Below are 23,196 nucleotides of genomic sequence, written 5' to 3' on the forward strand. Positions count from 1 at the left end.
CTCCTTGCGTGAGGGGTGTGCTGATGGGCTGGCGGGTTCTGTTGCAGTAGTCGGGGCGAAGTGCGCGTGAGTTCCCGGCAGTTGCCGACTATTTCGCGGCCACCTCGGAACGGGTCTCCCGCCGCCGGGCGGGGGCGGGCAGCACCCCCGCCGTCACGCTGTGGTCCAGGTAGCGGAAGAACAGGCTGCGGTCGAGGGGCGGGCAGGTGATGCCGCTGCGCTCCAGGCCGGCGCGGACCCGGTCGGCGCGGACGTGCCCGAGACTCAGATCGGTCTCGGTGGTCCGGTCGGCGGAGCCGTCCTGGGCAGAGTCGAAGAAGGCGAGCGTCGTGGCCGCGACGTCGGCCGAGCCCGGCAGTTGCTCACGCCAGCGCGCCAGCGGCAGGGAGCGTACGGAATAGCCGTACTCCCGCACCCAGTCGTGGACGTCCGCAAGCCGTACGCGGGGCAGGGTGGCGTGGTTGAAGACCGGGCCGGTGGCTGTCGTGTCCGGGTTCAGGGACAGGTGGACGAGGGAGCGTGCGACGAAGTCCACGGGAGTCCAGATCTCGTCCTCGTACAGCTCCGGGACGATGCCTTCGGGGATGCCCGCGCGCAGCACGCTCCACAGGAAGTCCGACTCGTTGACGTATCCCGTGTCGGCCGGCCCGATGACGCGGCCCAGTCGGTGGACGGTGACGGGCAGGCCGCGTTCGGCTGCCTGTTCCAGGAGCCGTTCGGAGGCCCATTTGGACTGTTGGTAGCCGTGGCGCAGGCCTTCGTGGGGCGGCAGGAACGCCTCCGGCACCTCGGGGCTGTGGCTCGCGGGCGGGGCCACGGAGAGGGTGGAGACGTAGTGCAGGGGCGTGGTGCTGACGGCGGCGAGGCGTAGCAGTTGCCGGGTGGACTCGGTGTTGGCGGCCCGCAGGGTGGCGTAGTCGCGCATGATGCTGACGGTCGCGGCGTTGTGGAAGATCGCGTCGCAGGTCGCGGCGAGGTCGGCCAGGGTCTCCCGGGGCAGCCCGAGATCGGCGCGGGCGAGGTCGGCGGGCAGGGCCGTCAGGCGGGCCGACGCCTGCTCGTCGAGTGTGATTCCGTGCCGGGTGAGAGTCGTGTGGATGCGGGCGGTTGCCTCGGGCACGTCGGCCGCCCGTACCGTGCAGACGATCTCGGCCCCCGTGTCGGCCAGCAGTCGGGCCAACAGGTGCGCGCCCACGAATCCGGTGGCTCCGGTGAGCAGGATGCGCCGGGGGGCGTCGCGGGCGGCGCGGCTGGTGCCGGGCCGGATGCCCGGGTCGAGCCGGGTGTCGGCCAGGAGGTCCGGCGGGAGTCCGGCGGGGGCGGCGACGCTCGGCCGTTCCGTGTCGGCGAGGAAGCGGGCCAGGGCCGCGGCGGAGGGGTGCTGGAAGAGCCAGGCGACCTTGATGTCCCGGCCGAGTTCCACGCCGAGCCGGTTGGCGGCCTGGATCGCCTGGAGGGACTGGGCGCCCAGGTCGAACACGTCGTCGTCGACCGCCACGGCCCCGGTGCCGAGGAGGCTCCGCCAGACGCCGCTGATGGTCTGCTCCAGTGGGCTCCCGGTGGTCGGTGCCCGGTGCGCGGACGGCTCGGCGAGCGCGGCTCGGTCGATCTTGCCCGAGCTGGTACGGGGCAGCCGCTCCACGAACTCGACGGCGGAGGGGATCATCGCGGCGGGCAGCCTCGCCCGCAGGTGCTCCCTGATGTCGGCGGCGGACGGTCCCGGGCCCTCGGAGACGAGGTGGGCGGCCAGGCGCCGGGTGCCGTCCGGGAGGACCTGTCCGGCGACGGCCGCTTCCCGTACCCGGGGATGGGTGAGCAGGGCGCTCTCGACCTCGGCGGGCTGCACGCGATGTCCGCTGATCTTGAACTCGGTGTCGGCCCGGCCCAGATAACGCAGTTGTCCGTCCTCGCCGATGCGGACCAGGTCGCCGGTGCGGTAGGCGCGCGGGGCGTCGGGCAGGGCGGTGAGCGGGGCGAACCGCGCACTGTCCGGCACCTCGGGCCGGTAGCCGTCGGCGAGGGTGGGGCCCAGCAGGTACAGCTCGCCGTCGACCACCGCCGCGCGGGTGCCGGGCAGGGGCAGGCCGATGGGGACGTCTCCGGCGGCGAGTTCGGGGTCGTGCAGGTCGGCGACGGTGGCGACCACGGTGGCCTCGGTCGGGCCGTAGGTGTTCAGCAGCGCGACCGAGGTGCCGACCGCCCCCCGCCAGCGCTCGACCCGTTCGGGCAGGGCCGCCTCGCCGCCGATGACGACGGTCCGCAGCGCCTCGGGCAGGGTGGCGGCACCGGTCGAGACCGCGTAGGCGACCTCGTGCCAGTAGGCGGTGGGCAGGTCGAGGACGGTCACCCGCGACCGTGCGCAGGCGTCGAGGAAACGCGGCACCGACTCGGTCATGTCGTCGGTCCGGATCACCAGCGTGGCCCCGGCGCACAGGGTCAGGAAGATCTCCTCCACACTGGCGTCGAAGTGCAGCGGCGCGAACTGCAGGACACGGTCCTCGCGGCGCAGCCCGTAGCGGGGTGTGGCCGCGGCGACGAAGTGGGCCAGCGCCCCGTGTCCGACGGCCACGCCCTTGGGGCGGCCGGTGGAGCCCGAGGTGTGCAGGACGTACGCGAGATCCGTGGGTCCGGGCGGTGTGGGGGTGGCGGCGGACACGGGGGCCTGCTCGTGCAGCGGGAGTACGGTGTGGTCCGCGAAGTCGGTCGCACGGTCGCCGGTCGTCAGGACGAGCGCGGGAGCGATGTCGGCGAGCAGGCGGGCCGTGCGGTCGGCAGGCGCCTCGGGGGCGACGGGGCAGTAGACGGCGCCGGACATCAGCACCCCGAGGACGGCGGTGACGGCGTCGGCGCCCCGGGGCAGAGCCACCGCCACCGCATCGCCCCGGCGGACACCCCGGGCAGCCAGCCGGCGGGCGATGTTCCTCGCTCCACCGAAGAGTTGGGCGTAGGTGAGACGGTCCCCGGCGTGGTCGACGGCGACGGCAGCGCCCCGGCGTGCCGCGTGATCGGCGATCAGGCTCAGTACCGGGCGGGCGGGCTTGGACAGCGGGCCGCCGTCCAGGACGGGAACGGCCTGATGTGCCCGAGGCCCGCCGAGCGGCCGGTCCGGGCCGGAGAGCGCCTCCGCCAGCAGGGCGAGCAGACCTTCTTGGAAGTCGGCTGTCTCGGCCTCTGTGTACAGGTCGGGGTTGGCGTCGACGGCGACGCGCAGTCCCGTGCCGTCGCCGCGGTCGTAGACGTTGACGGCGAGGTCGTCGACGGGGCCGGCGGAGACGTTGTGGACGGTGCTGGGATGCCCGGCGAACTTCAGGTCGTATTCGAAGGGCATGATGTTCACGCCCGGCCCGGACAGCCGGCGCTGGCCGCCCACCAGTTTCAGGTCGCGGCGCAACTGCTCGTAGCGGTAGCGCTGGTGGGGCAGTCCGGCGCGCAGTTCGCGTGAGAGGCGGGGGGCGAGGAGGCGCAGGCTGTCGTCGGGGGTGACGGGGACGCGCAGGGGCAGGATGTTGCGGACCATCGCGGGCACCCGCAGGGAGACCGAGCCCAGGCGGCCCATCGCGGGCAGGCTCAGCACGATCTCCGGTGCGCGGGTGAGCCGGTGGAGGTGGGCGACGGTCACCGCGAGCAGCACCTCGGACCAGGTGACCGACAGTTCCCGGGCGACCGTGCGCAATCGGCTTGCTTCGGACGGGTCGAGGTCGGTGACGTGCCGGTGGAAGGTCCGGGCGGGCAGGGCGGAGCGGCCGGCCGGGGTGGCGACGGGCGGGTGGTCGGCGTAGCGGTCGGTCCAGTAGGTCCGGTCCTTGGTGTGGCGGGCGGAGTCGCGGTAGGCGGCCTCCTCTGCGCGGACGGACTCCAGGGTGCCGAAGCCGCTCTCCGGTACGGGTTCGCCGGCCACAAAAGCGCTGTACACCTCTGCGACGCGCCGGGCCACGAGGGAGAGACCGAAGCCGTCGAGGGCGATGTGGTGGACGCGGTGGTACCAGAGGAACTCCTGCGGTGCGGTGCGCAGCAGGGCGTGGCCGAAGACCGGGCCTCGGGTGAGGTCGACGGGGCGGGCCATGTCCTGGTCCATCCAGGCCAGGGCGGCGGCGTGCGGGTCGGGGTCGTCCGTGAGGTCGGCGATGTGGGTGCGCCAGTCACCGGCCGGGGTGGCGGTCTGCCGGGGGCGGCCGGTGTCGTCGGTGTCGAAGGTGACGTTCAGGGCCTCGGTCTCGGCGACGACGTGGTGCAGGGCCCGGTCGAAGACGGCCGGGTCGACCGGGCCGGTGATGCGCAGGTACTCGGCGGTGTTGTAGGCGGGGCTGTCCGCGTCGAGCTGCTGGCCGGCCCAGATGCCCTCCTGGGCGGCCAACAGGGGACGGTGCTCGGGCTCGGGCATGGTCCGGCGGTCAGGCGTCGGCATGGTCGGCTCCCCGTGTGCGTTCGGTGAGGAGCTGCCACCACTGGGCGAAGGAGGTGCGCTCGGCGAGTTCGACGAAGGTCACGTCGGCGCCCGCCGCCTGCCAGCGTTCCAGCAGGGTGACGATGCGCAGCGAGTCCAGCCCGGCGTCCAGCGGGCTGTCCTCCAGGTCGACTTCACCGGGCTCCAGGAACAGGCACTCCGCCAGGTCGGCGCGGAAGCTGTCCAGGGTGAGGGGTTCGGGCATGGGGGGCTCTCTCTCAGTGACTCGTCCGGTGGTGTGCCGGGGCTCGCCGGGCTGCCCGCGCCGATGGCCGACACGGCAATGGCGCGGGCGGATCGGTCAGTTGACCTTGCGCGCGGAGTCGCTCCAGAAGCGGTCGCGCAGTTCGCGGCGGAGGATCTTGCCGCTGGGGTTGCGCGGGACGTGGTCGGTGAACTCGTAGCTCGCGGGCAGTTTGAACGCGGCCAGACGCGGCACGAGGAAGGTGTGCAGGTCCCGGGGGCTGGGCCGCTCGCCTGCCGCAGGGACGACGAAGGCGTGCACCTTCTCGCCCCACCGCTCGTCGGGAATGCCGACCACGACCGCCTCCCCGACCCCGGGGTGGTGTTCCAGGACGTTCTCGATCTCGGCGGGGTAGACGTTCTCGCCCGCGACGAGGATGGCGTCCTTGATGCGGTCGCGGATGAAGACGTAGCCGTCCTCGTCGAGGTACCCGGCGTCCCCGGTGTGGATCCAGCCGTCGACGAGCGTCTCGGCGGTCTTGTCGGGCAGTCCCCAGTACTCGACCATCCGCGCGGGGGTGTGCAGGCAGACCTCGCCGACCGCGCCCGGGGGCAGCTCCCGGCCCTCGTCGTCGATCACCTTGGCCCGCACCCCCGGGTAGGGGTGGCCGGCGGCCTGCATGAGCGACCCGCCCGGGACATGGGCGGCCGGGGGCAGGCAGACAGCGGTGTTGCCGGTCTCGGTCAGCCCGTAGATCTGGGCGAACTCGCAGTCCAGGACGGCGAGACTCTCCTCCAGCAGCGCTTCGGAGATCGGGGAGCCGCCGTACACGGTCTTGCGCAGGGTGGTGAAGTCCTTCGCGCTCACCCCGGGTTCGGTGAGCATCATGCGCAACATCGCCGGGACCACGCAGGCGGTGGTGATGCCGAGGTCGCGGATGAGGTCGATGGCCTGCCGGGCGGCGAAGGCACGCATCGCCACCACCGTCGTACCGGCGTTGAAGTTCTGGGTGGCCCACCACAGTCCGCCGACGTGGAAGCCGGGGATGCCGATCAGGGCGATGTCGCCCGCTCGCCAGTCGATCCAGTCCAGTCCCTCGCTCGCGAGACCGTCGCGGATCGCGAAGAAGCTGCGGTGGGCGAGGACGACGCCCTTGGGCAGGCCGGTGGTGCCGCTGGTGTAGAGCTGGGCGACCGGGGTGTCGGGGGTCGGCTCGAACTCCGTGTCGCTGTCGAGGTGTTCGGCTCGCCAGGTGGCTATCGCGTTCACCGGTACGACGCTCTCGGGCGGCTTGGTGGGCATGTTCTCGACGATCGGGGCGAACTCGTCCTCCAGGAACAGCAGCCGGGTGCCGGAGTCCTGGAGGATGTGGCTCACCTCGGGCGCGGTGAGCCGCCAGTTGACCGGGACCAGCACGGTGCCGGTCTTGGCACAGGCGAAGAGGGCCTCGTAGTAGTGCTCGGACTCCCTGCCCAGGAAGGCCACCCGGTCACCCTCGCCGAGTCCCCCGGCCCGCAGGGCGTGCGCCATACGGTTGCTGTGTTGGTGCAGGTCCGCGTAGGTCAGGGTGCGGTCCTCGCAGATCACCGCCGTGGCGTCCGGCTGCCGGGCGGCGTGGAAGCGGGTGGTGTGGACGAGGGTGCTCAGTTCGGCGTGGTGGAGCCTGGTGCCCTTCGGCTGCGGCGCCGTGGATGTCTCCATGAAAGCTCTGCCTCCGGTGAGGTCAGGAAATGTTGACGAATGCGAGGGTCGCCTCGCCGTCGCTCCGGCCGCCGTGGGCGTCCTGGTAGCGGAAGACGGTCTGGGCGTGGAGGAAGGGGCTGCCGCCGCCGGGGGCCCGCCGGGTCACGGAGCGGAACTCCATCTCCCCTGTGAATTGACGGGGGTTGACGGGCCGCCGGAAGTTCGAGGCGAAGCGGGCGATGAGGATGTCAGGAAGCTGGTGGCGCCAGAAGTCGTCGAGGGTCCAGTCCTCGAAGCCGGTCAGCAGCCCTTCCTTCACGGACTTGGCGACCAGGTAGTACATCATCTGGTTGTAGGCGATGTTGACCTCGACCGAGTTCAGATGGCCGGTGTCGTCGATGTAGCAGGACTCCTCGATCGCGAACGCGCAGCGTGCGGAGGCGAGTCCGGCTGCGGCCGTGACCTCGGCCGACTTCAGGTACTTGCAGTGCTCCTTGTAGGGCACCAGGATCCGGGCCAGCAGTTCCTCGTCGGTGGGGTACGACCGCTGGGGCGGGGCGTCGGCGCGGGCGGTGGCGGGCGCGGTCACGCGGCGCGCATCCCGTCGTAGAGCCTGCGCTCGTCGTGGACGGTGACGCGGTGGGAGACAGTGGGCTCCGGGGTGGTGGTGTGGCGGGCGCGGTGGATGAGGCTGCGGTTGTCCCAGACCAGCAGGTCGCCCTTCTCGAAGCTCTGCAGGTGGATGCCCTCGTGCTCGAAGGTGTCGTCGAGCTGGCCGGTGGCCTCGAAGAGCCGCTTGAGGAGCTCTTCGTCGAGCGGTTCGCCGTCCTCGTTCTCGATGCCGACGGTGAAGCCCTCGCTGATGTAGAGGACCGTTTCGCCGGTCATGGGGTGGGTGAAGGTGGTGGGCTGGACGACGGGCGGGGTCTTCGTCTCGACCTCTTCGATGATCTCGGAGATCGGGCGGTAGACGTCGTGCGGCCGGATCTTGAAGTACTTGCGCACCGAGTGGCGGCAGCGCGTCCCGGCGATCTCCTTCTTCAGCTCGGCCGGCAGCTTCTCGTACGCCCGGCCCATGTCGATGAAGTAGGTGCCGCGGTTCTTCTCGGGGACGACCTGGGGGTGGATGAGGGTGATGCCGAAGGGGTCGGGCATGAACTGGTAGTCGGCGTGCCAGAACTTGCCGGTCTTCGGCACACCTATCTGCCTGCCGTTCTCCGGGACGTTGGAGGAGACGAATATCTCCGGGACGTCCGGGTGCTTGTACATCGGCTCGTAGTACGTCTCGGGGCGTCCCAGACGCTTGCCCAGGGCGAGGAACTGCTCGGGGGTGAGGTCCTGGCCCTTCAGGACGGCGATCTTCTTCGTGTAGACGGCCGCCTTGAGGGCCTCGATGTCCGCCTCGGAGGCGGTGGTGTGGTCGAAGTCCTCGACGGTGACACCGAGCGCGGCTCCCGGCTGGTCATTGATCTGCATGGCTGCGGTCCTCTCGTGGGGTTCAGACGGTGGTGGTGCGGCGGGAGTCGACCAGGTCGGCGATCTGGCCGAGGGTGAGGTCGGGCTGGAGTTCGTCGTCGCCGACGGTGACGCCGAGGTCGCGTTCGATGCGGATGCTGATCTCGACCGTCGTCAGGGAGTCCACGTCCAGCGCGCCGAGGGTGGCCTCGGGACGGATCAGGTCCGCGGGGACGTCGTGCAGATGGACGATGACGGCGACGATCTGCTCGTAGGTGGTCATGGTGTGGTCCGTTCCGGGTGCGGGTGCGGGGCGAGTTCGGGCCAGGTCGTCAGGCAGGAGCCCCAGGTGAGGCCGCCGCCGAAGGCGGTGAGCAGGAGGCGGTCGCCGGGGCGGATCCGCCGGTGGGCCACGGCGTCGGCCAGGGCGAGCGGGATGGAGGCGGCTCCGGTGTTGCCGACCGCGTCGACGTTGGCCACGCAACGCTCCCGCGGCAGGCCCAGGTCGTCGGCGACGGAGTGCAGGATGCGCAGGTTGGCCTGGTGGGGCACGAAGTGGTCGACGTCGCCGGTCTTCCACCCGGCCCGGTCCAGGGTCGCCCTGGCCGAGGCGGCCATGCGGGTCACCGCGTGCCGGTAGACCTCCTTGCCGCGCATCGCGAAGTACCGGTCAGCGTGGGTGGGTTCGCCTCCGGTGGCACGCTGGCGGGAGCCGCCGGCGGCGACCGTGATCAGGTCTTCGTGGGCGCCGTCGCTGCCGAGATCGAAGTGGCCGACCGCGCCGGCCTCGTCCGCGTCTCCCGCGCGCAGGACGACCGCGCCGGCGCCGTCCCCGAAGATGATGGCGTTGGTGCGGTCCAGCGGGTCGACGATGGTGGAGTAGGTGTCCGCGCCGATCAGCAGCACCCGGCGGGCGACCCCGACGGCGATCAGCCCGGCGGCTGTTGCGAGGCCGTACACGAAACCCGTACACACCGCGCCGACGTCGAAGGCCGCCGCCCCCACGAGGCCGAGGCGGGTGGCCACCACGGGCGCGGTGGCGGGGCAGGGACGGTCCGGGGTGGTCGTGGTGACGATCACCGCGTCAGCGGGGGCGCCACCGGCCGAGCGCAGGGCGAGCCGACCCGCTTCGACGGCGAGGTCGGAGGTGGCCTGGCCGGGCTCGGCGACGTGCCGGCTGCGAATCCCGGTGCGGGTACGGATCCAGGTGTCGTCGGTGTCCAGCCGCTCGGCGAGTTCGTCGTTGGTGACCACACGGGGCGGCACCCATCCGGCCAGTCCGCACAGGACGGCCGCCGGGCCCGGCGGGCTTGGGGTGTTGCTGGGCACAGCTGTTCTCCTCGTGGGGTGAGAAGGGGGTGGGTGAGGCGTCTACACGGCGGCGGTCGCGGTTCTGCGCAGGGTCAGGGTGAGCGGCACGCCGCAGCACAGGACGGCCGCGACCGCGAACACGGCGCCACGTATCCCGGTCAACAGGGCCTCGTCCGGCGGGCCCTGACCGACGCTGCCGGACAGGGCGACCAGCAGGGCGAGGCCGACCGCGCCGCCGACCTGGAGCGTCGTGGAGGCCATGCCGGAGGCCACGCCCTGGTCCTCGGCGGCCACTCCGGAGGCGGCGACGATCCACATGCCGGTCCAGGCGGCGCCCTGGCCGAGCCCGAGCAGCACGATCCCCGGCAGCAGCAGGGCGTACGAACCGTCCCCGGTGAGCGCGAGACCGAGGGCGGCCGCCCCTGCCGCACCCAGCGCCATGCCGCCGACCAGCATGCGGCGTACTCCGACGCGGGCGACGGCCCACTCACCGGCCTGGGTGCCCAGGGCGGTCACCACGGCCGGGACGAGGAACGCCAGGCCCGTTGCGAACGCGCCGTAGCCGCGCACGTTCTGGAAGTACAGGGTCATGAAGTAGGGCAGCGAGCTGAAGGTGGCGCTGTAGAGGGCGGTGATCGCCATGGCGGCGACCAGGCCCCGGTGGGCGAACAGCCGGGCCGGGACCAGCGGATCGCGCGCGCGGGTCTCGACGAACGCGAAGACGCTCAGCAGAGTGACCGAGAGCACCGCGCTCAGCAGGGCGGACGGGCTGCCCCAGCCGGCCTCGGGAGCGTGCACCAGCAGGAACACGAAGAGCGTGATCCCACCGGTGGCGGCCAGCGCGCCGGTGACGTCGAACCGCCGGGTGCCGGTGCGCGGGCCGTCCGCAGGGAAAAGCCGCAGGCCCGCCCACGCCAGCGCCGCCGCGACGGGGACGTTGACGAAGAACACCGACGGCCAGCCGAACGCCTCCACGAGCACCCCGCCCAGCAGCGACCCGAAACACAGACCCCCGGCCCCGGCCGCGCCCCATACCGCGAGAGCCCGGTTCCGGTGAGGGCCCTCCTCGTAGATCGTGTTGATCAGGGCGAGGGTGGCGGGGAAGAGCAGCGAGCCGCCGATGCCCTGCGCCGCGCGGACGGCGATGAGGACGCCGGCCGACTGGGACAGGCCTCCCACCAGCGAGGACCCCGCGTAGACGAGCGCCGCGGCGACGAAGGTCCGACGCCGGCCCAGCAGATCGGCCGTGCGGCCACCGAGCAGGAGGAAGCCGCCCGTCGTGACGACGTAGGCGCTGACCACCCACTGCAGGTCGTGCGGGGAGAAACCGAGTTCGGCGCCTATCTCGGGGAGGGCGACGTAGACGATGTTGTAGTCGAGCGCGATGACCAGCTGGGCCAGCGCCAGAACGAGAAGGGAAAGTCGTGCTCGCACCGGTCGACGTCCTCCTCACTGATCAGCGAAAAAAAGAAACAACAAGAAATTCAGGTCGCCGAATTGAATCGGTCGACCATTTTCAGTCACCATAACACCGGCAGCACGGCTTGAAAACGGCCCGCACGGAAGGCGTCAATCGAGGGTGTTGAATGCATTTTCGGGCAGCACGGAAAGCCGACAGCACTGCTGTCGGATGGCTTATCGGTCCCTGATTCAGCTGGTCAGTCGTTTCCCATAAGGCGCCTGACTTCCGTGATGAGCGCGGTCAGCGCCTGTCGTTCCGGAACGGTGGTCTCCGGGTGCCACAGGTCCACGAGCAGGCAGGTTCGCGGGCGGTCGCCGTCGTTACGCGCCTCGTGCTCGAAGGAGTAGTCGAAGAGCAGGCACTTCCCCTCCTGCCAGGACCGGGTTTCACCGGCCACTGTGATGCTGCACCCGTCCGGAATGTCGACAGCGAGATGAAGATTGATGCTGAAGTTCCACAGGTCGCAATGCGGGGCGATGGACGCCCCGGGCAGCAGAGTGGAGAAATGGCATTCCAGGAGGGGGCAGATCAGGTCTGTCTCGGCGGCGAACTCTTTGAGGACTTTGTATGCCGTGGGTGCGGTTCCCGCGGATTCCTCGACCAGTCCCCCGTTCCGGTACAGGTAGAGGGCCTGCCAGTCCTGCTGGCGGGTCAGGTAGTGCTCGTAGTCCGAGAACGCCTCCCGGTGCCCGGCCCAGGCCGCGCCCAGTTCCTCCTTGATCGCCGGATGGGCGGCTTCGAACGCCTCGACGACCGGGGTCAGTTCGGGATGGCCGTGGGGGTCGTGCCAGGGCGTCGGGGAGAGCCCCGGGAGGATCCACTTGGCGCCCTTCTGGAGCGGGTGGCGCCGCGCTCCTCCCCCGGGCTCCAGCATCCGTTCCACGCGTTGGATCGAGTCCGCGCCGTGCGTGCTTCTGATCGCCGCGAAGGCGTCGTCTATCTCGGGTGTCATGCAGGCCCCTCCTGGCCACTACCGCCGTGGTCGGCTGACGAGCCGGTGTCGCAGTAGTAGTCGGGTGAAGAAGCCGCGGAGTTCCCGCGATGTTCCGTCAATTCTGTAGACAGGCAGGGGACTTGGGCCCGACGCCAGTCGCGAGGGGTGTACAGGGTGCGCCGGGGCGGTCGGACGTCGTACCCACCCGCCGGTCGCACAGGGCCCTGAGCACCGGGTCCGCGGTCGCCATCAGGAGGGTCACCGGCAGTTCGGCGAGCAGGAGCACAAGAGCCTCGCGGTCGTCCGGTTCGAGTCCTTCGGCAGGCTCGTCGGCCAGCAGCACACCGGCTCCTGCCGCCATACAGCCGATCACCCGGGCCCAGTGCAGGCGCTGGATCTCGCCCGGCGTGAGGCCGTGCAGGGGGAGGTTCGTCAGTTCTGCGACGCCCAGCAGGTCAGCGGCGAAGGCAGCCGCTGCCGGGTGTGCGCTGCGGGCCAGTACGTCGGCCGCCCGCGCCTGCGAGCGGGCCGGGACGGGGCTCCGGGGGAGCCAGGCGCAGGCCCTGGTGCGCCACGCCCGCTCGGCGGGAGTGCGGCTGCCCCGGCCGCCCACCGTGATCTGCCCGCCGTCCACCGGGTTCAGCCCGGCCACCGCGCGCAGCAGCGCCGTGGCTGTCGCCCCGTCCCGGCCGCTCAGGGCGACACGTTCGCCGGCCGCGACGTGCAGCGTCAGCTCCTGGGCGCCTGCGCAGGTCACGGCCCTCAGTCCTACGTCCAGTGCGAGCGGATCGGCCGCACGTGGCCACAACCGCGGTACTGGAGAGCGGGATCGCTCGCTGTTGACTGTCACGTCCCAGTAGTCGCCCGCCCGGGCCGTCGAGTTCCCGGTGGCGCGGCCCGCGTCTCGGGGCCGCGCCACCGGGGGAAGTGGCCCGGTGTCAGGCCGCGAGGGCGCTCGGTGTCCCGGCTTCCTGCAGCAGCCGCTCCAGGGTGGCGCGGGCTCGGTTGACCCGGGAGCGGACCGTGCCGACGGGGCAGCCGACGAACCCGGCCGTCTCCTCGTACGACAGCCCGACCACCTGGGTCAGCACGAACGCTTCCCGGCGTTCGTCGGGCAGGCTCTCCAGCAGGTCGAGCAGGGCCACCCCCTCGTCGAAGCCCGGCAGGCCGCTCGGCTGTGAGCGTTCCACCGCCGTCTGCCAGTCGACGGCGTCCGCGATCCGGGGCCGGACCGCGGCCCGGCGCAGGCTGTCGGCGACCGCGCGCCGGGCGATGGCCAGCAGCCAGGTCCGGGCCGAGGCGCGGCCTTCGTAGCGGTGCAGGCTGCCGAAGGCGCGCGCGAAGGTGTCCTGGGTCAGGTCGTGGGCGGTCTGGGGATCGCCGCTGAGGTGGGCCACGTAGCGCAGCACGTCACCGTGCAGGGCGCGGACGAAGTGTTCGGCCGCGTCGGGGTCGCCGCCGCGGGCAGCCAGTGCCCAGGCGGTCGCCGACGCGTCCGCGGAGGCGCGGTCCGCGCGGACAGCGGGCAGGACAGAGATCATCACGTGATGTCCTTCTCAGGTCTTCCGGGACCGGGCCCGCACGAGGGCACGGCACACCGGCACATGGGGTGCGTCCGTACGCGAGAGGTACGGCGATGCCCGGGGCCTGTGAGGGACTGCCTGCCGGCGGCGGCGCGTGAGCGCGCCGCCGCGAGAGGACCGTCGGCAGATCTGCGCGCGAATGCGCCGCAGGACGACGGGAGGCGCAGGGCTGGGCCCCGGGTGGATCCGGCTGTCTCAGACGACAGCGGCACCCGCGGGCGGCCCACGGAAGGTGAGGGAACAGCACAACAGCAGCCGCACCGGAGCCGGGCAGGCGAAGTCACGGCGCCTGCGCACGGACGGGCGGCCCAGCGGTGCGGGCACGGCCGCCAGCAGCAGCCGCAGCGGGGCCGTCAGCCAGGCCGCCGCGGTCCTGAGGACGCGGAACACGGCCCGCTCGCCATGGGCCAGCCACAGCCCGCACAGCACCGCGGCCAGCAGGTGCGCGCCGAACATGCCGACCGAAGCCGCACCGCTCATGCCGTGCATGTCGTGCAGGTGTCCGACGCCGGCCATGCCGTGCATGTCGTGCAGGTGTCCGACGCCGGCCATGCCGTGCACCGAGTGCGCGGCCGACCCCATGTCCATGCCGCCCATGGAGCCCATGTCCATCGACCCCGTCGAGCCCATGTCCATGGTGCTCGTGCCCGTCGAGCCGCCGGCGCCGGGCATGACGGCAGGCTCCGGCGCCGACGCGAGCTTCTGCGCCTGGGTGAACGTCTCGTGGAGCACCGCCTGCGCGGCGGTCACGACCACCACGATCGGCTTGCGGCCACGCTCCCGGCCGGCCAGCAACCATCCGGCCACGCCGGTCGCGGTCGCTCCGGCGGCCATCGCCCACCACGGCACGGGGGTCCCCGACATGGTCACGTGCCCGAGGGCGGCGAGCAGCACGCAGGCGGCGGCGAACACGCCGGCCCGCAGCACGCGGCACCACCCTCGGACAGTCATAGCCCGCTCATCCTCGCACCCGGCGTCCGATCGTCGTCAGAGGGTACGTACGAACTCCCGTCCCTCGACTCACCGCCAGCGAGGTGACACACCTCACACCAAGTACAGCGGAACTCGGGGACGGCAGCGGACGACTACGTGAGCGACGCCGAATCCGGCGGCACCACGACGGCCAGGACCTTCACCCGGCCGCTGCGCCGGAACTCCAGGGTGAACGACACGAGATCACCTGAACGCCACTGGTCCGAGGGCACGGGCACGGTCAGGTCCACCCCGCTCGGCGACATGGCGAGGCTGTCGCCCGCCGCGACGGAGACGGAGTCGATCGTGGACCGGTAGGCCGCGTTGCCCTGCCGCATGCGGTGCCGGGAGAGCGTTATCTCACCGGGGACATCACGTGCCGTGATCCGGACCAGGGTGTCGGCCGAGCCGCCCTCGTTGGCGATGTGGAAGAACGCCGCCGTCTCCGGGACTCCGTCGGACGGCAGCAGCACTTTGCCCTCCGTGACCCGGACGGCCGCCGGGCTGCCGGCCCGGCCCGTGCCGACCCAGGCCGTCAGGCCGGCCAGCGCCACACTGCACGCGGCGACGGGCACGAGAGCGGCGAGCGCTGCGTCCCGCAGCCGCCGCCGGTCGAGTCGCTTGAGGGAGGACAGCGGGTCCGTGATCGGCTTCATCGGGCACCGGCCTTCGCGCCCCGCGTCCCGGGGCGGCTCCGGCCGCGGGCGGCAGAGGGCTGCCAGGTGCGCAGCCGCAGGCTGTTGGCGACCACCAGCACGGAACTCACCGACATCGCCGCGGCGGCGAACATCGGATCGAGCAGGCCGACCATGGCCAGCGGCACGGTGACGACGTTGTAGCCGAACGCCCACACCAGGTTGGCCCGGATCGTGCCCAGCGTGCGCCGGGCGAGCAGGACGGCGTCGACGAGCGCCTCGATGTCCCCGCGGGCCAGGGTCAGGTCGGCGGCGCCGATGGCCACGTCGGTGCCGCTGCCCATGGCGATGCCCAGGTCGGCTTCGGCGAGTGCGGCGGCGTCGTTCACGCCGTCGCCGACCACCGCGACCCTGGCGCCCTCCTCCTTCAACTGCCGTACGAGGGCGGCCTTGTCCTCGGGGGTGCAGCGGGCGTGCACCTCGTCGATGTTCAGGGCGGCGGCGACCGCTCGGGCGGGCGCCGGGCGGTCGCCGGTGGCGAGCACCGGGCGGACACCCAGCCGGCGCAGCCGCTCCACGGCCCGGTAGCTGCCGGGGCGCACCAGGTCCCCGACCGCGATCAGTGCCTTGGCCCGGCCGTCGACCCGCACCAGGACCGGGGTGTGCGCGGCCTCCTCGGCCTCGGCCAGCGCTTTGGCCAGCGCGCGCGGCAGCTTGCCGTCCGGTGCACCCACCTCCACCGTGAGGCCGTCCACCCGGCCGCTCACGCCGTGTCCCGGCACCGCGGCGAAGTCCGTTACGTCCGGCAGCGGTCCGGGCGCCTGTGTGCGGCCCGCGTACGCGGTGACCGCCCGCCCGATCGGATGCTCGGAGCCGCGCTCCACCGCCCCGGCCAGCCGCATCACCGCATCCTGCCCGAGCTCGCCCGGCAGCACGGTGACCTTGGCCACCGTCATGTGGCCGGTGGTCAGCGTGCCGGTCTTGTCCAGCACGACCGTGTCCACATGCTGCAGAGCCTCCAGTGTCTGCGGCCCGCTCACCAGCACGCCCAGCTGGGCCCCCCGCCCGGTGGCCGCCATCAGGGCGGTCGGCGTCGCCAGCCCCAGCGCGCACGGGCAGGCCACGACCAGGACGGCCACACAGGCGGTGAGCGCCGCCTGCGGGTCGGCTCCGGCACCCAGCCAGAACCCCAGGACGGTCACCGCGACCGCCAGGACCACGGGAACGAAGACTCCGGCGACCGCGTCGGCCAGCCGCTGCGCCCGCGCCTTGCCGGCCTGCGCCTCCGTCACGAGGCGGGTGATCCGGGCGAGCTGGGTGTCCGCGCCGACCGCCGTGGCCTCGACGAGCAGCAGCCCGCCCGCGTTGACGGCCCCGCCGACCAGGGCCGAGCCGGGAGACACCTCCACGGGTTCGCTCTCGCCGGTGACCAGCGACAGGTCCACAGCCGAACTGCCCTCCACGACCCGCCCGTCGGTGGCGACCCGCTCACCGGGACGCACCACGAAGACCTGCCCCACCCGCAACTGCTCGATGGGGACCGACCTCTCACCGTGCCCGTCGCGTACGGACACCTTCTTGGCGGCCAGTTCCGCCAGCGACCGCAGCGCCGCACCGGTCCCCCGCCGCGCCCGCGCCTCCAGGAACCGCCCGGTCAGCACGAACAGCGGCACACTGACGGCGGCTTCGAGATACAGGTGCGCCATGCCCTCCGACGCGGAGGGCACCAGACTGAACGACATCCGCATCCCGGGCTCGCCCGCTCCCCCGAGGAACAGCGCGTACACCGACCAGGAGAAGGACGCCGCGACGCCGAGCGAGACGAGGGTGTCCATGGTGGCCGTGGAGTGCCGCAGCCCCCGCAGCGCCCTGATGTGAAAGGGCCAGGCGCTCCACACAGCCACCGGGGCGGCCAGCACGAAGCACAGCCACTGCCAGTTGCGGAACTGCAGGGCCGGCACCATCGACAGCACCAGGACCGGCACCGCCAGCAGAGCGGTGACCACGATCCGTTCCCGCTCACGGCGGGCCTCGTCGCTCGCGGCCTCGTCCGCTTCCTCGGTCGGCTCCTCGTCCTCACGCACGGGCAGGGCGGCCTGGTATCCGGCCTGCTCGACCGCGGTGACGAGATCCTCGGGCGCGACGGCGGCCGGGTGGCTGACCCGCGCGAGCCCCGTGGCCAGGTTGACCGTGGCCGTGACGCCCTCCAGCTTGGCGAGCTTCTTCTCCACCCTCCGGACGCAGGCCGCGCAGGTCATCCCGCCCACGGTGACGTCCGTGACCACGAGGCTCGCCATCGGTTCGGCCACCATCACTCACCGCTCCCATGGCCCATCCCCGGCATGTCGTCCATGCCACCGCCGCCACCGCCGCCCCCGTCACTCCCGCCGCTCCCGCCACTGCTCCCGGTTCTCCCAGTGCCGTGCATACCCGGCGCCACCGGCCCCGCCGCCGACCCGGCGGCGTAGGACACCGAGAACACCAGCGCCAGCAGAAGCAGGAACCCGCAGAGCGCGGGAGCCGGGAGCAGTCTGCGGGCGGCCCCGCCGGCGGAGGGGGGTGACAAGGGAATATCGGCCATGCCCGACCTTCCTGGTCGCATCGAACCGTCCTGCGAGAGACGGCGGTTGTAGCCGTAGCACTCCAGTAGTCGAGTCGACAGAGCGTCGAGTTCCAGCATCTAATCGTGACTTGCGTCACATGGGTAACCGGTGTTGTACCCGCCTGACCGAGAACGTCGAGGCAGGCTCGCACGCCGGTGAGCAGTTCGCGGACGCCGGGCCGGTCAGTCCCTCCCCGGCGGCCCCACAGATGTCGCCCCACAGAAGGCACCCGCGTGCACACGGCTCAGCCGGGCAGGCGCGCACTGCGTACGCCTCCACTTCCGGCGAATCCAGTTGCACCCGTCCAAGGGGCGGACAGGCGAGGGTCCGACCCCTGGAGCGCTCCTACGGCGTGCGCCACGTATATGGCAACGGCTCGACGACGCCGTGCCCTGCCGACTGCTCACCATCGGCAGGGCACGCCGCCTCACTCGGGCCGGGAACCGCCGGAGCGGCCACGCACAATGGCGAAGGCCGCCGCGGCCAGGCCCAGTACGCCCACGACCAGCCCGGCCACGCCGAGACCGCGGGCGGTGGAGTCGCTGCTGTCGGAGGCCGCGGACGCGGAGGTCTTCGAGGGGGACGCGGAGGCGGTCGGCACGCCGGCCTCGTCCGACGCGTTCTTCGCGGTCAGCTTGAGGACCGGAGCCGGGTTCTCCGGCTCCTCGTCGCCCTGCGCAGCCTCCTCGATCCAGCGGACGGTCTTGCCGTCGGAGTAGGTCTGGAGCGTCTTGAAGGTCAGCTGGCCGGTGTCCTCGGGCAGCTGCCCGAAGGCGACGTCGAAGTCCTCGTAGTGCCCGGGGTCGATCTTGCCGCCGGTCCAGGTGACCTCGGAGACGGCGTCGGTGATGGTGCCGTCGTCGGTCTTGACCGGCGTCTTGAGCTTCGTGTTCGTGACCTTGGCGCTCCAGCCGTCGCGCGGGGAGACGAGGACGCCGAGGACGGGGTGGTCGGTGGGCAGGAAGACCTGGACCTTGGTGGTGGAGGCGGTGTCCTCCTCGTTGGGGACGCGGAAGGTCAGGACGCCGTCGGTGGCGCCCTTGGCGTAGCTGTCGGGGTGGACGGTGACGTGCGCGGAGGCGATGCCCGCGGCGGCCAGGACTCCGGCCGCGGCGAGAGCGGTGACGGCGCCGGCGCGGCGCGGCGTGATGCGTACTCGGGACATGGGTGGGTCGATCTCCCTACGGGAAGGGCGTGTCGGGGTCAGATCGGGTACGCGCTCCCGGGCGGCGGCCCGCGCCGCTGCACCGCGTGCCGCAGCAGGAGGCCTCTGAGCAGGCGCGGTCCGTCGGCCCACCGACGCGGTCCTACGACGTCCCGCACATCCGGCAGCAGCCGTACCCCGCCGCTCACCAGCCACCAGGCCACCAGGCCCGGCACGAGCGCCGCGGCCCGGCGCAGCAGCGACCACAGCGCGGCCTCCCCGCGCCGCAGCCAGCAGGTCAGTACCAGGGCAGCCGCGACATGAGCGGCGATGGCGTGCGGGGTCAGGGCATGCGCGTGGGACATGCGCATGCCCTGCATGCCCATCGTGGCGTGCGGCCGGGCGGCACCGTACGCGACGTGCAGTGCGCCCTGGGCGGTGAGAGTGCCGATGCCGATGGCCGCCAGCGACCGCTCCCGGCCGCCCAGCAGGTACCCGGCCCCGAAGACCGGCACGAACCCGGCGGCCTGCACCCACACGGCCGGTGCCGTACCGGTCGCCAGCGCGTGCCCCCCGGCGGCGAGCAGCACGCACAGCGCGGCGAACACCGCCGCGCGCAGGCTCCGTACCGCCGGGGACGCACTCATGCCCCGATGCTGCCATGCGGCCGACGGATCACTCCCCCCGCCTGGGCAGGAAAACCACCACGGCGTCCGGTCCGGCGCAGTCCGCCTTCCTCTCAGCAGTCGGACCCGGGCACCGTCCCGTTCCCGGCACTGGCACAGAGGCCAGGACGAGCAAGTACGCCGGGAACAGGGCCGTCCTCGCGCTTCACCGCCACGGCCGCACAGTCCGGCAGCGGATCGCGCGCCGGGTGTCAGCCGCCCTCGGCGAGACGGGCGGCCCACCTCTGCTCCACCTTGGCCAGCCGCCAGTACACCAGCGCCGCCGCCCACACGATCACGAACAGGCCGACGATGATGTAGCCGACGTTGTCCGGGTCCAGGCCGGCGATCCATTCGGTCACCGCGTCGCGCAGACCGAGCTTCTCGTGCAGTGCTCCGACCAGTTCGATGGTGCCGATCAGGAAGGCGACCGCGATGGACAGACCCGTGATGGCGAGGTTGTAGAACACCTTGCGCACCGGGTTGGAGAACGCCCACTGGTAGGCGAAGTTCATGAACGTCCCGTCGAGGGTGTCGAACAGGCTCATCCCCGCCGCGAACAGCAGCGGCAGGCACAGGATCGCGTACCACGGCAGCCCAGCGGCGGCGCCGCTGCCCGCCATCACCATCAGGATGACCTCGGTGGCGGTGTCGAAGCCGAGACCGAACAGGAAGCCCAGCGGGAACATCTGCCCGGGCCGGGTGATCGACCTGGTGAAACGGCCCAGGATGCGGTTCATGAACCCCCGCGAGTCCAGGTGCTGCTCGAGAGCGGCCTCGTCGTACGTGCCGGAGCGCATCGCCCGGAAGACCCGCAGGATGCCGGCGAGCGCTACGAGGTTGAGCGCCGCGATGAGGTAGAGGAAGGTCCCGGAAACGGTCGTGCCGACGACACCGAGCGTCTGGTGGGTACGGGAGTCGTCGTTCAGCAGCGTGCCGGCGAGCTGCGCGCCGCCCGCGACCAGGGCGGCCATGGCGACCACCACGCTGGAGTGGCCGAGCCCGAACCAGAACCCGACGCCCCTCGGCCGTATCGAATGCGACCACGTCTCATGGGCGTTCGGCTCCCAGCGCGACCCGACCCTCAGGCGGCATCCGCCGGAGCCGTCAGCGCCCGTGATGGTGACTGGCTCGGTTACTTGCCCTCAGCCTGAGACATCCGGACGGCCGAAGGGCTCTCTCAAGTCACGTCCTCGCGGGAGCCCTTCGTCCTACCCCCCTGCGAGTGAAGGCTGAGAAGACGATCACGTGCAGGACGAACGTGCCGACGCGGCAGGTTTCAGTCCCATGTCGGCCCAGGGGGCGAGCAGTTCCTGACACCAGGTGACCTCTGCGGGTCGCCCCTGCGCCCGGGCCGTGTATAGGCTGGCCGCGCAGCTGGTTCGCCCTGTCCGCCAGGCAGGCGCGTCGTAAGAGGGAACCCGGTGGGAATCCGGGACTGCCCCGCAGCGGTGAGCGGGAACGACCGCCGTCATACGCACTGGGCCTGGATGTGACGGGCTTGGGAAGCGACGGCCAGTAGGTGCCTCGTGGAAGAACGAGGCGTGCCCGTGAGTCCGAAGACCTGCCACTGCCCGCGCGCGGACCGCCGTGCGCGGAGATCCCGGTGACCTCGTGGGCGGGTCGGCGTACATATCAGGCGGGCACGCATGTCGTGGCTCGTCCGGTCTGTCATCGCTTCGCGCTCGCACTCCCCGGTCTTTGGGGTCGCTCTCGTCCAGAGCTCGCGAAGGAGAGTTTCGTGACAGCCAAGTCCGCAGCCGCGGCCGTACGGGCCACCGTCCACGGTTATCCCCGTCAGGGACCCGACCGGGAACTGAAGAAGGCGATCGAGGGCTACTGGAAGGGCCGGGTCACCGCCGACGCCCTCCGCGAGACGGCCGCCGGCATCCGCCGCGCCAACTGGGGGCAGCTCGCAGACGCAGGTCTCCACGAGGTCCCGACCGGTGACTTCTCGCACTACGACCACGTCCTCGACACCAGCGTCATGGTCGGCGCGATCCCCGCCCGGCATCGCGCAGCCGTCGATGCCGACGCCCTCGACGGGTACTTCGCCATGGCCCGCGGCACCCAGGACAGTGCGCCGCTGGAGATGACGAAGTGGTTCGACACCAACTACCACTACCTCGTGCCGGAGCTGGGTCCGGACACCGTGTTCGCGGCCGACTCGACGAAGCAGGTCAGTGAGCTGCGGGAAGCCCTGGCGCTGGGGCTCGCCGCGCGGCCCGTCCTGGTCGGCCCGGTCACCTATCTGCTGCTCGCCAAGCCCGCCCCCGACGCCCCCGACGGCTTCGACCCGCTCACCCTTCTCGACCGGCTGCTCCCTGTGTACAGCGAGGTGCTCGCCGACCTGCGGGCGGCGGGCGCCGAGTGGGTGCAGCTCGACGAGCCCGCCCTGGTCCAGGACCGCGCCCCGGCCGAGCTGAACGCCACCGCTCGCGCCTACCGCGATCTGGGCGGCCTCACCGACCGGCCACGGCTGCTGGTCGCCTCCTATTTCGACCGGCTCGGCGAGGCACTCCCCGTGCTGGCCAAGGCCCCCGTCGAGGGGCTCGCCCTCGATTTCACCGGACCGGCCGCCGCCAACCTGGACGCCCTGGCCGCCGTGGGCGGACTGCCCGGCAAGCGCCTGATCGCCGGGGTCGTCAGCGGCCGCAATATCTGGGTCAACGACCTCTCCGCGTCCCTCGCCACCCTCGGCACCCTGCTCGGGCTGGCCGACCGGGTCGACGTCGCCGCCTCCTGCTCCCTCCTCCACGTCCCGCTGGACACGTCGGCCGAGCGGGACATCGAGCCGCAGATCCTGCGCTGGCTGGCCTTCGCCAGGCAGAAGACCGCCGAGATCGCCACCCTCGCCAAGGGCCTCGCCCAGGGCACCGACACCATCGCCGCCGAACTGGCCGCCAACCGCGCCGACCTGGCCTCCCGGGCGGGTTCACCGATCACCCACGACCCTGCCGTCCGCGCACGCACGGCGGCCGTCACCGCGTTCGACGCCCGCCGCTCCTATCCCTACCGGCAACGCGCCGCCGCCCAACGCGCCCACCTGAAGCTGCCGTTGCTGCCCACGACGACCATCGGCTCCTTCCCGCAGACCGGAGAACTGCGCGCCGCCCGTGCCGACCTGCGCGCGGGCCGGATCGACCCGGCCGCATACGAGGAGCGCATCAGGGCCGAGATCCAGGAGGTGATCTCCTTCCAGGAGAAGACCGGCATCGACGTCCTGGTCCACGGCGAGGCCGAACGCAACGACATGGTCCAGTACTTCGCCGAACAGCTCACCGGCTACCTCGCCACCCGGCACGGCTGGGTGCAGTCGTACGGCACCCGCTACGTGCGTCCGCCGATCCTGGCCGGCGACATCTCCCGCCCCGGGCCGATGACCGTGCGCTGGACGTCGTACGCCCAGTCCCTCACCACCAAGCCGGTCAAGGGCATGCTCACCGGTCCGGTGACCATGCTCGCCTGGTCCTTCGTCCGCGACGACCAGCCCCTCGGCGAGACCGCCCGCCAGGTCGCCCTCGCCCTGCGCGACGAGGTCAACGACCTGGAGACGGCCGGGACTTCCGTCATCCAGGTCGACGAACCCGCACTGCGCGAGACACTGCCACTGCGGGCCGCCGACCATCCCGCCTACCTCGCCTGGGCGACGGAGGCGTTCCGGCTCAGCACCAGCGGAGTCCGTCCCGACACACAGATCCACACCCACATGTGCTACGCCGAGTTCGGCGACATCGTCCAGGCGATCGACGACCTCGACGCCGACGTCATCAGCCTGGAGGCGGCCCGCTCGCACATGCAGGTCGCCCGGGAACTGGCGGCGCACGGCTATCCGCGGGAGGCCGGGCCTGGTGTGTACGACATCCACTCCCCGCGCGTGCCGAGCACGGAGGAGGCCGCCGACCTGCTGCGCACCGGTCTCAAGGCCATCCCCGCCGAACGCCTGTGGGTCAACCCCGACTGCGGCCTGAAGACCCGCGGCTGGCCCGAGGTCCGGGCCTCCCTGGAACGCCTGGTCGCAGCCGCGAGGGAGGTACGCCGGGAGGTGTCCACGGACTGACAGAAGCGGCGGACTGTCCTCCCATCGATCCGGGTAGCCCTTATTGCAATTAATATGCAAC

The 23,196-nt window shown here is 71.9% G+C and carries 17 protein-coding genes, 1 pseudogene and 1 riboswitch; of the genes and pseudogenes, 1 reads left to right on the top strand and 17 read right to left on the bottom strand.

The window, feature by feature from the left end:
• Positions 1–88 precede the first annotated feature (88 nt).
• From ACIP5W_RS26790 to ACIP5W_RS26870, 17 genes and pseudogenes are all read right to left on the bottom strand, one after another.
• Positions 89–4,405 (bottom strand): amino acid adenylation domain-containing protein, encoded by a 4,317-nt coding sequence (locus ACIP5W_RS26790; RefSeq protein ID WP_401478581.1) that lies wholly within the window; start codon positions 4,403–4,405, stop codon positions 89–91.
• Positions 4,392–4,649 carry a phosphopantetheine-binding protein gene (locus ACIP5W_RS26795; protein WP_093590710.1) on the bottom strand — a complete coding sequence of 86 codons (258 nt, stop codon included), beginning with the start codon at positions 4,647–4,649 and terminating at the stop codon, positions 4,392–4,394. Before ACIP5W_RS26795 ends, ACIP5W_RS26790 begins: the two co-directional genes overlap by 14 nt.
• Before the next feature lie 96 nt (positions 4,650–4,745).
• Positions 4,746–6,329 carry a long-chain-fatty-acid--CoA ligase gene (locus ACIP5W_RS26800; RefSeq protein ID WP_401478585.1) on the bottom strand — a complete coding sequence of 528 codons (1,584 nt, stop codon included), beginning with the start codon at positions 6,327–6,329 and terminating at the stop codon, positions 4,746–4,748.
• A 22-nt stretch (positions 6,330–6,351) separates the two neighbouring features.
• On the bottom strand, positions 6,352–6,900 hold the full coding sequence (locus ACIP5W_RS26805) for an FcoT family thioesterase (protein WP_401478588.1): 549 nt from the start codon (positions 6,898–6,900) through the stop codon (positions 6,352–6,354).
• Complete coding sequence (locus ACIP5W_RS26810; protein WP_401478591.1) at positions 6,897–7,787, bottom strand: TauD/TfdA dioxygenase family protein; 891 nt, start codon at positions 7,785–7,787, stop codon at positions 6,897–6,899. Before ACIP5W_RS26810 ends, ACIP5W_RS26805 begins: the two co-directional genes overlap by 4 nt.
• A 22-nt stretch (positions 7,788–7,809) precedes the next feature.
• Positions 7,810–8,049 (bottom strand): acyl carrier protein, encoded by a 240-nt coding sequence (locus tag ACIP5W_RS26815; RefSeq protein WP_327408382.1) that lies wholly within the window; start codon positions 8,047–8,049, stop codon positions 7,810–7,812.
• Entirely contained in the window at positions 8,046–9,095 is a 1,050-nt protein-coding gene (locus tag ACIP5W_RS26820; protein WP_401478595.1) for a beta-ketoacyl-ACP synthase III, read from the bottom strand. Before ACIP5W_RS26820 ends, ACIP5W_RS26815 begins: the two co-directional genes overlap by 4 nt.
• Before the next feature lie 42 nt (positions 9,096–9,137).
• Positions 9,138–10,511 carry an MFS transporter gene (locus tag ACIP5W_RS26825; RefSeq protein ID WP_401478598.1) on the bottom strand — a complete coding sequence of 458 codons (1,374 nt, stop codon included), beginning with the start codon at positions 10,509–10,511 and terminating at the stop codon, positions 9,138–9,140.
• Positions 10,512–10,735: 224 nt separating this feature from the next.
• A complete protein-coding gene (locus tag ACIP5W_RS26830; protein WP_401478601.1) occupies positions 10,736–11,491 on the bottom strand; it encodes an aspartyl/asparaginyl beta-hydroxylase domain-containing protein in 756 nt (251 codons plus the stop codon).
• Between the two features lie 97 nt (positions 11,492–11,588).
• Positions 11,589–12,230, bottom strand: coding sequence for an ATP-binding cassette domain-containing protein (locus ACIP5W_RS26835; protein ID WP_401478604.1), 642 nt, complete (start codon positions 12,228–12,230; stop codon positions 11,589–11,591).
• Positions 12,231–12,411: 181 nt separating this feature from the next.
• Positions 12,412–13,014 carry a sigma-70 family RNA polymerase sigma factor gene (locus ACIP5W_RS26840; RefSeq protein WP_401478607.1) on the bottom strand — a complete coding sequence of 201 codons (603 nt, stop codon included), beginning with the start codon at positions 13,012–13,014 and terminating at the stop codon, positions 12,412–12,414.
• 237 nt (positions 13,015–13,251) lie between these two features.
• Positions 13,252–14,007, bottom strand: a complete 756-nt coding sequence (locus tag ACIP5W_RS26845) for a hypothetical protein (protein ID WP_401478610.1) — start codon at positions 14,005–14,007, stop codon at positions 13,252–13,254.
• 134 nt (positions 14,008–14,141) lie between these two features.
• Positions 14,142–14,684: a copper chaperone PCu(A)C gene (locus ACIP5W_RS26850; protein ID WP_401478613.1), complete on the bottom strand. Its 543-nt coding sequence runs from the start codon at positions 14,682–14,684 to the stop codon at positions 14,142–14,144.
• Positions 14,681–16,975, bottom strand: a complete 2,295-nt coding sequence (locus tag ACIP5W_RS26855) for a heavy metal translocating P-type ATPase (RefSeq protein ID WP_401478616.1) — start codon at positions 16,973–16,975, stop codon at positions 14,681–14,683. The genes ACIP5W_RS26850 and ACIP5W_RS26855 overlap by 4 nt, the downstream gene beginning before the upstream one ends.
• A gap of 718 nt (positions 16,976–17,693) precedes the next feature.
• Positions 17,694–18,431 (bottom strand): YcnI family protein, encoded by a 738-nt coding sequence (locus tag ACIP5W_RS26860; protein WP_401478619.1) that lies wholly within the window; start codon positions 18,429–18,431, stop codon positions 17,694–17,696.
• A 38-nt stretch (positions 18,432–18,469) separates the two neighbouring features.
• The gene (locus ACIP5W_RS26865) at positions 18,470–19,057 is read right to left on the bottom strand and encodes a hypothetical protein (RefSeq protein WP_401478622.1); all 588 of its coding nucleotides are present in this window, start codon (positions 19,055–19,057) and stop codon (positions 18,470–18,472) included.
• A gap of 230 nt (positions 19,058–19,287) precedes the next feature.
• Positions 19,288–20,106, bottom strand: a pseudogene (locus ACIP5W_RS26870) (HoxN/HupN/NixA family nickel/cobalt transporter); the annotation flags it as partial.
• Positions 20,107–20,453: 347 nt separating this feature from the next.
• Positions 20,454–20,645: riboswitch (cobalamin riboswitch) on the top strand.
• Positions 20,646–20,816: 171 nt separating this feature from the next.
• Between ACIP5W_RS26870 and metE the strand changes: the two are divergent.
• Positions 20,817–23,135, top strand: a complete 2,319-nt coding sequence (metE, locus tag ACIP5W_RS26875; protein WP_401478625.1) for a 5-methyltetrahydropteroyltriglutamate--homocysteine S-methyltransferase — start codon at positions 20,817–20,819, stop codon at positions 23,133–23,135.
• Positions 23,136–23,196: the final 61 nt, after the last annotated feature.

This window comes from Streptomyces sp. NPDC088766, from assembly GCF_044750845.1.
Taxonomy (GTDB): Bacteria; Actinomycetota; Actinomycetes; order Streptomycetales; family Streptomycetaceae; genus Streptomyces.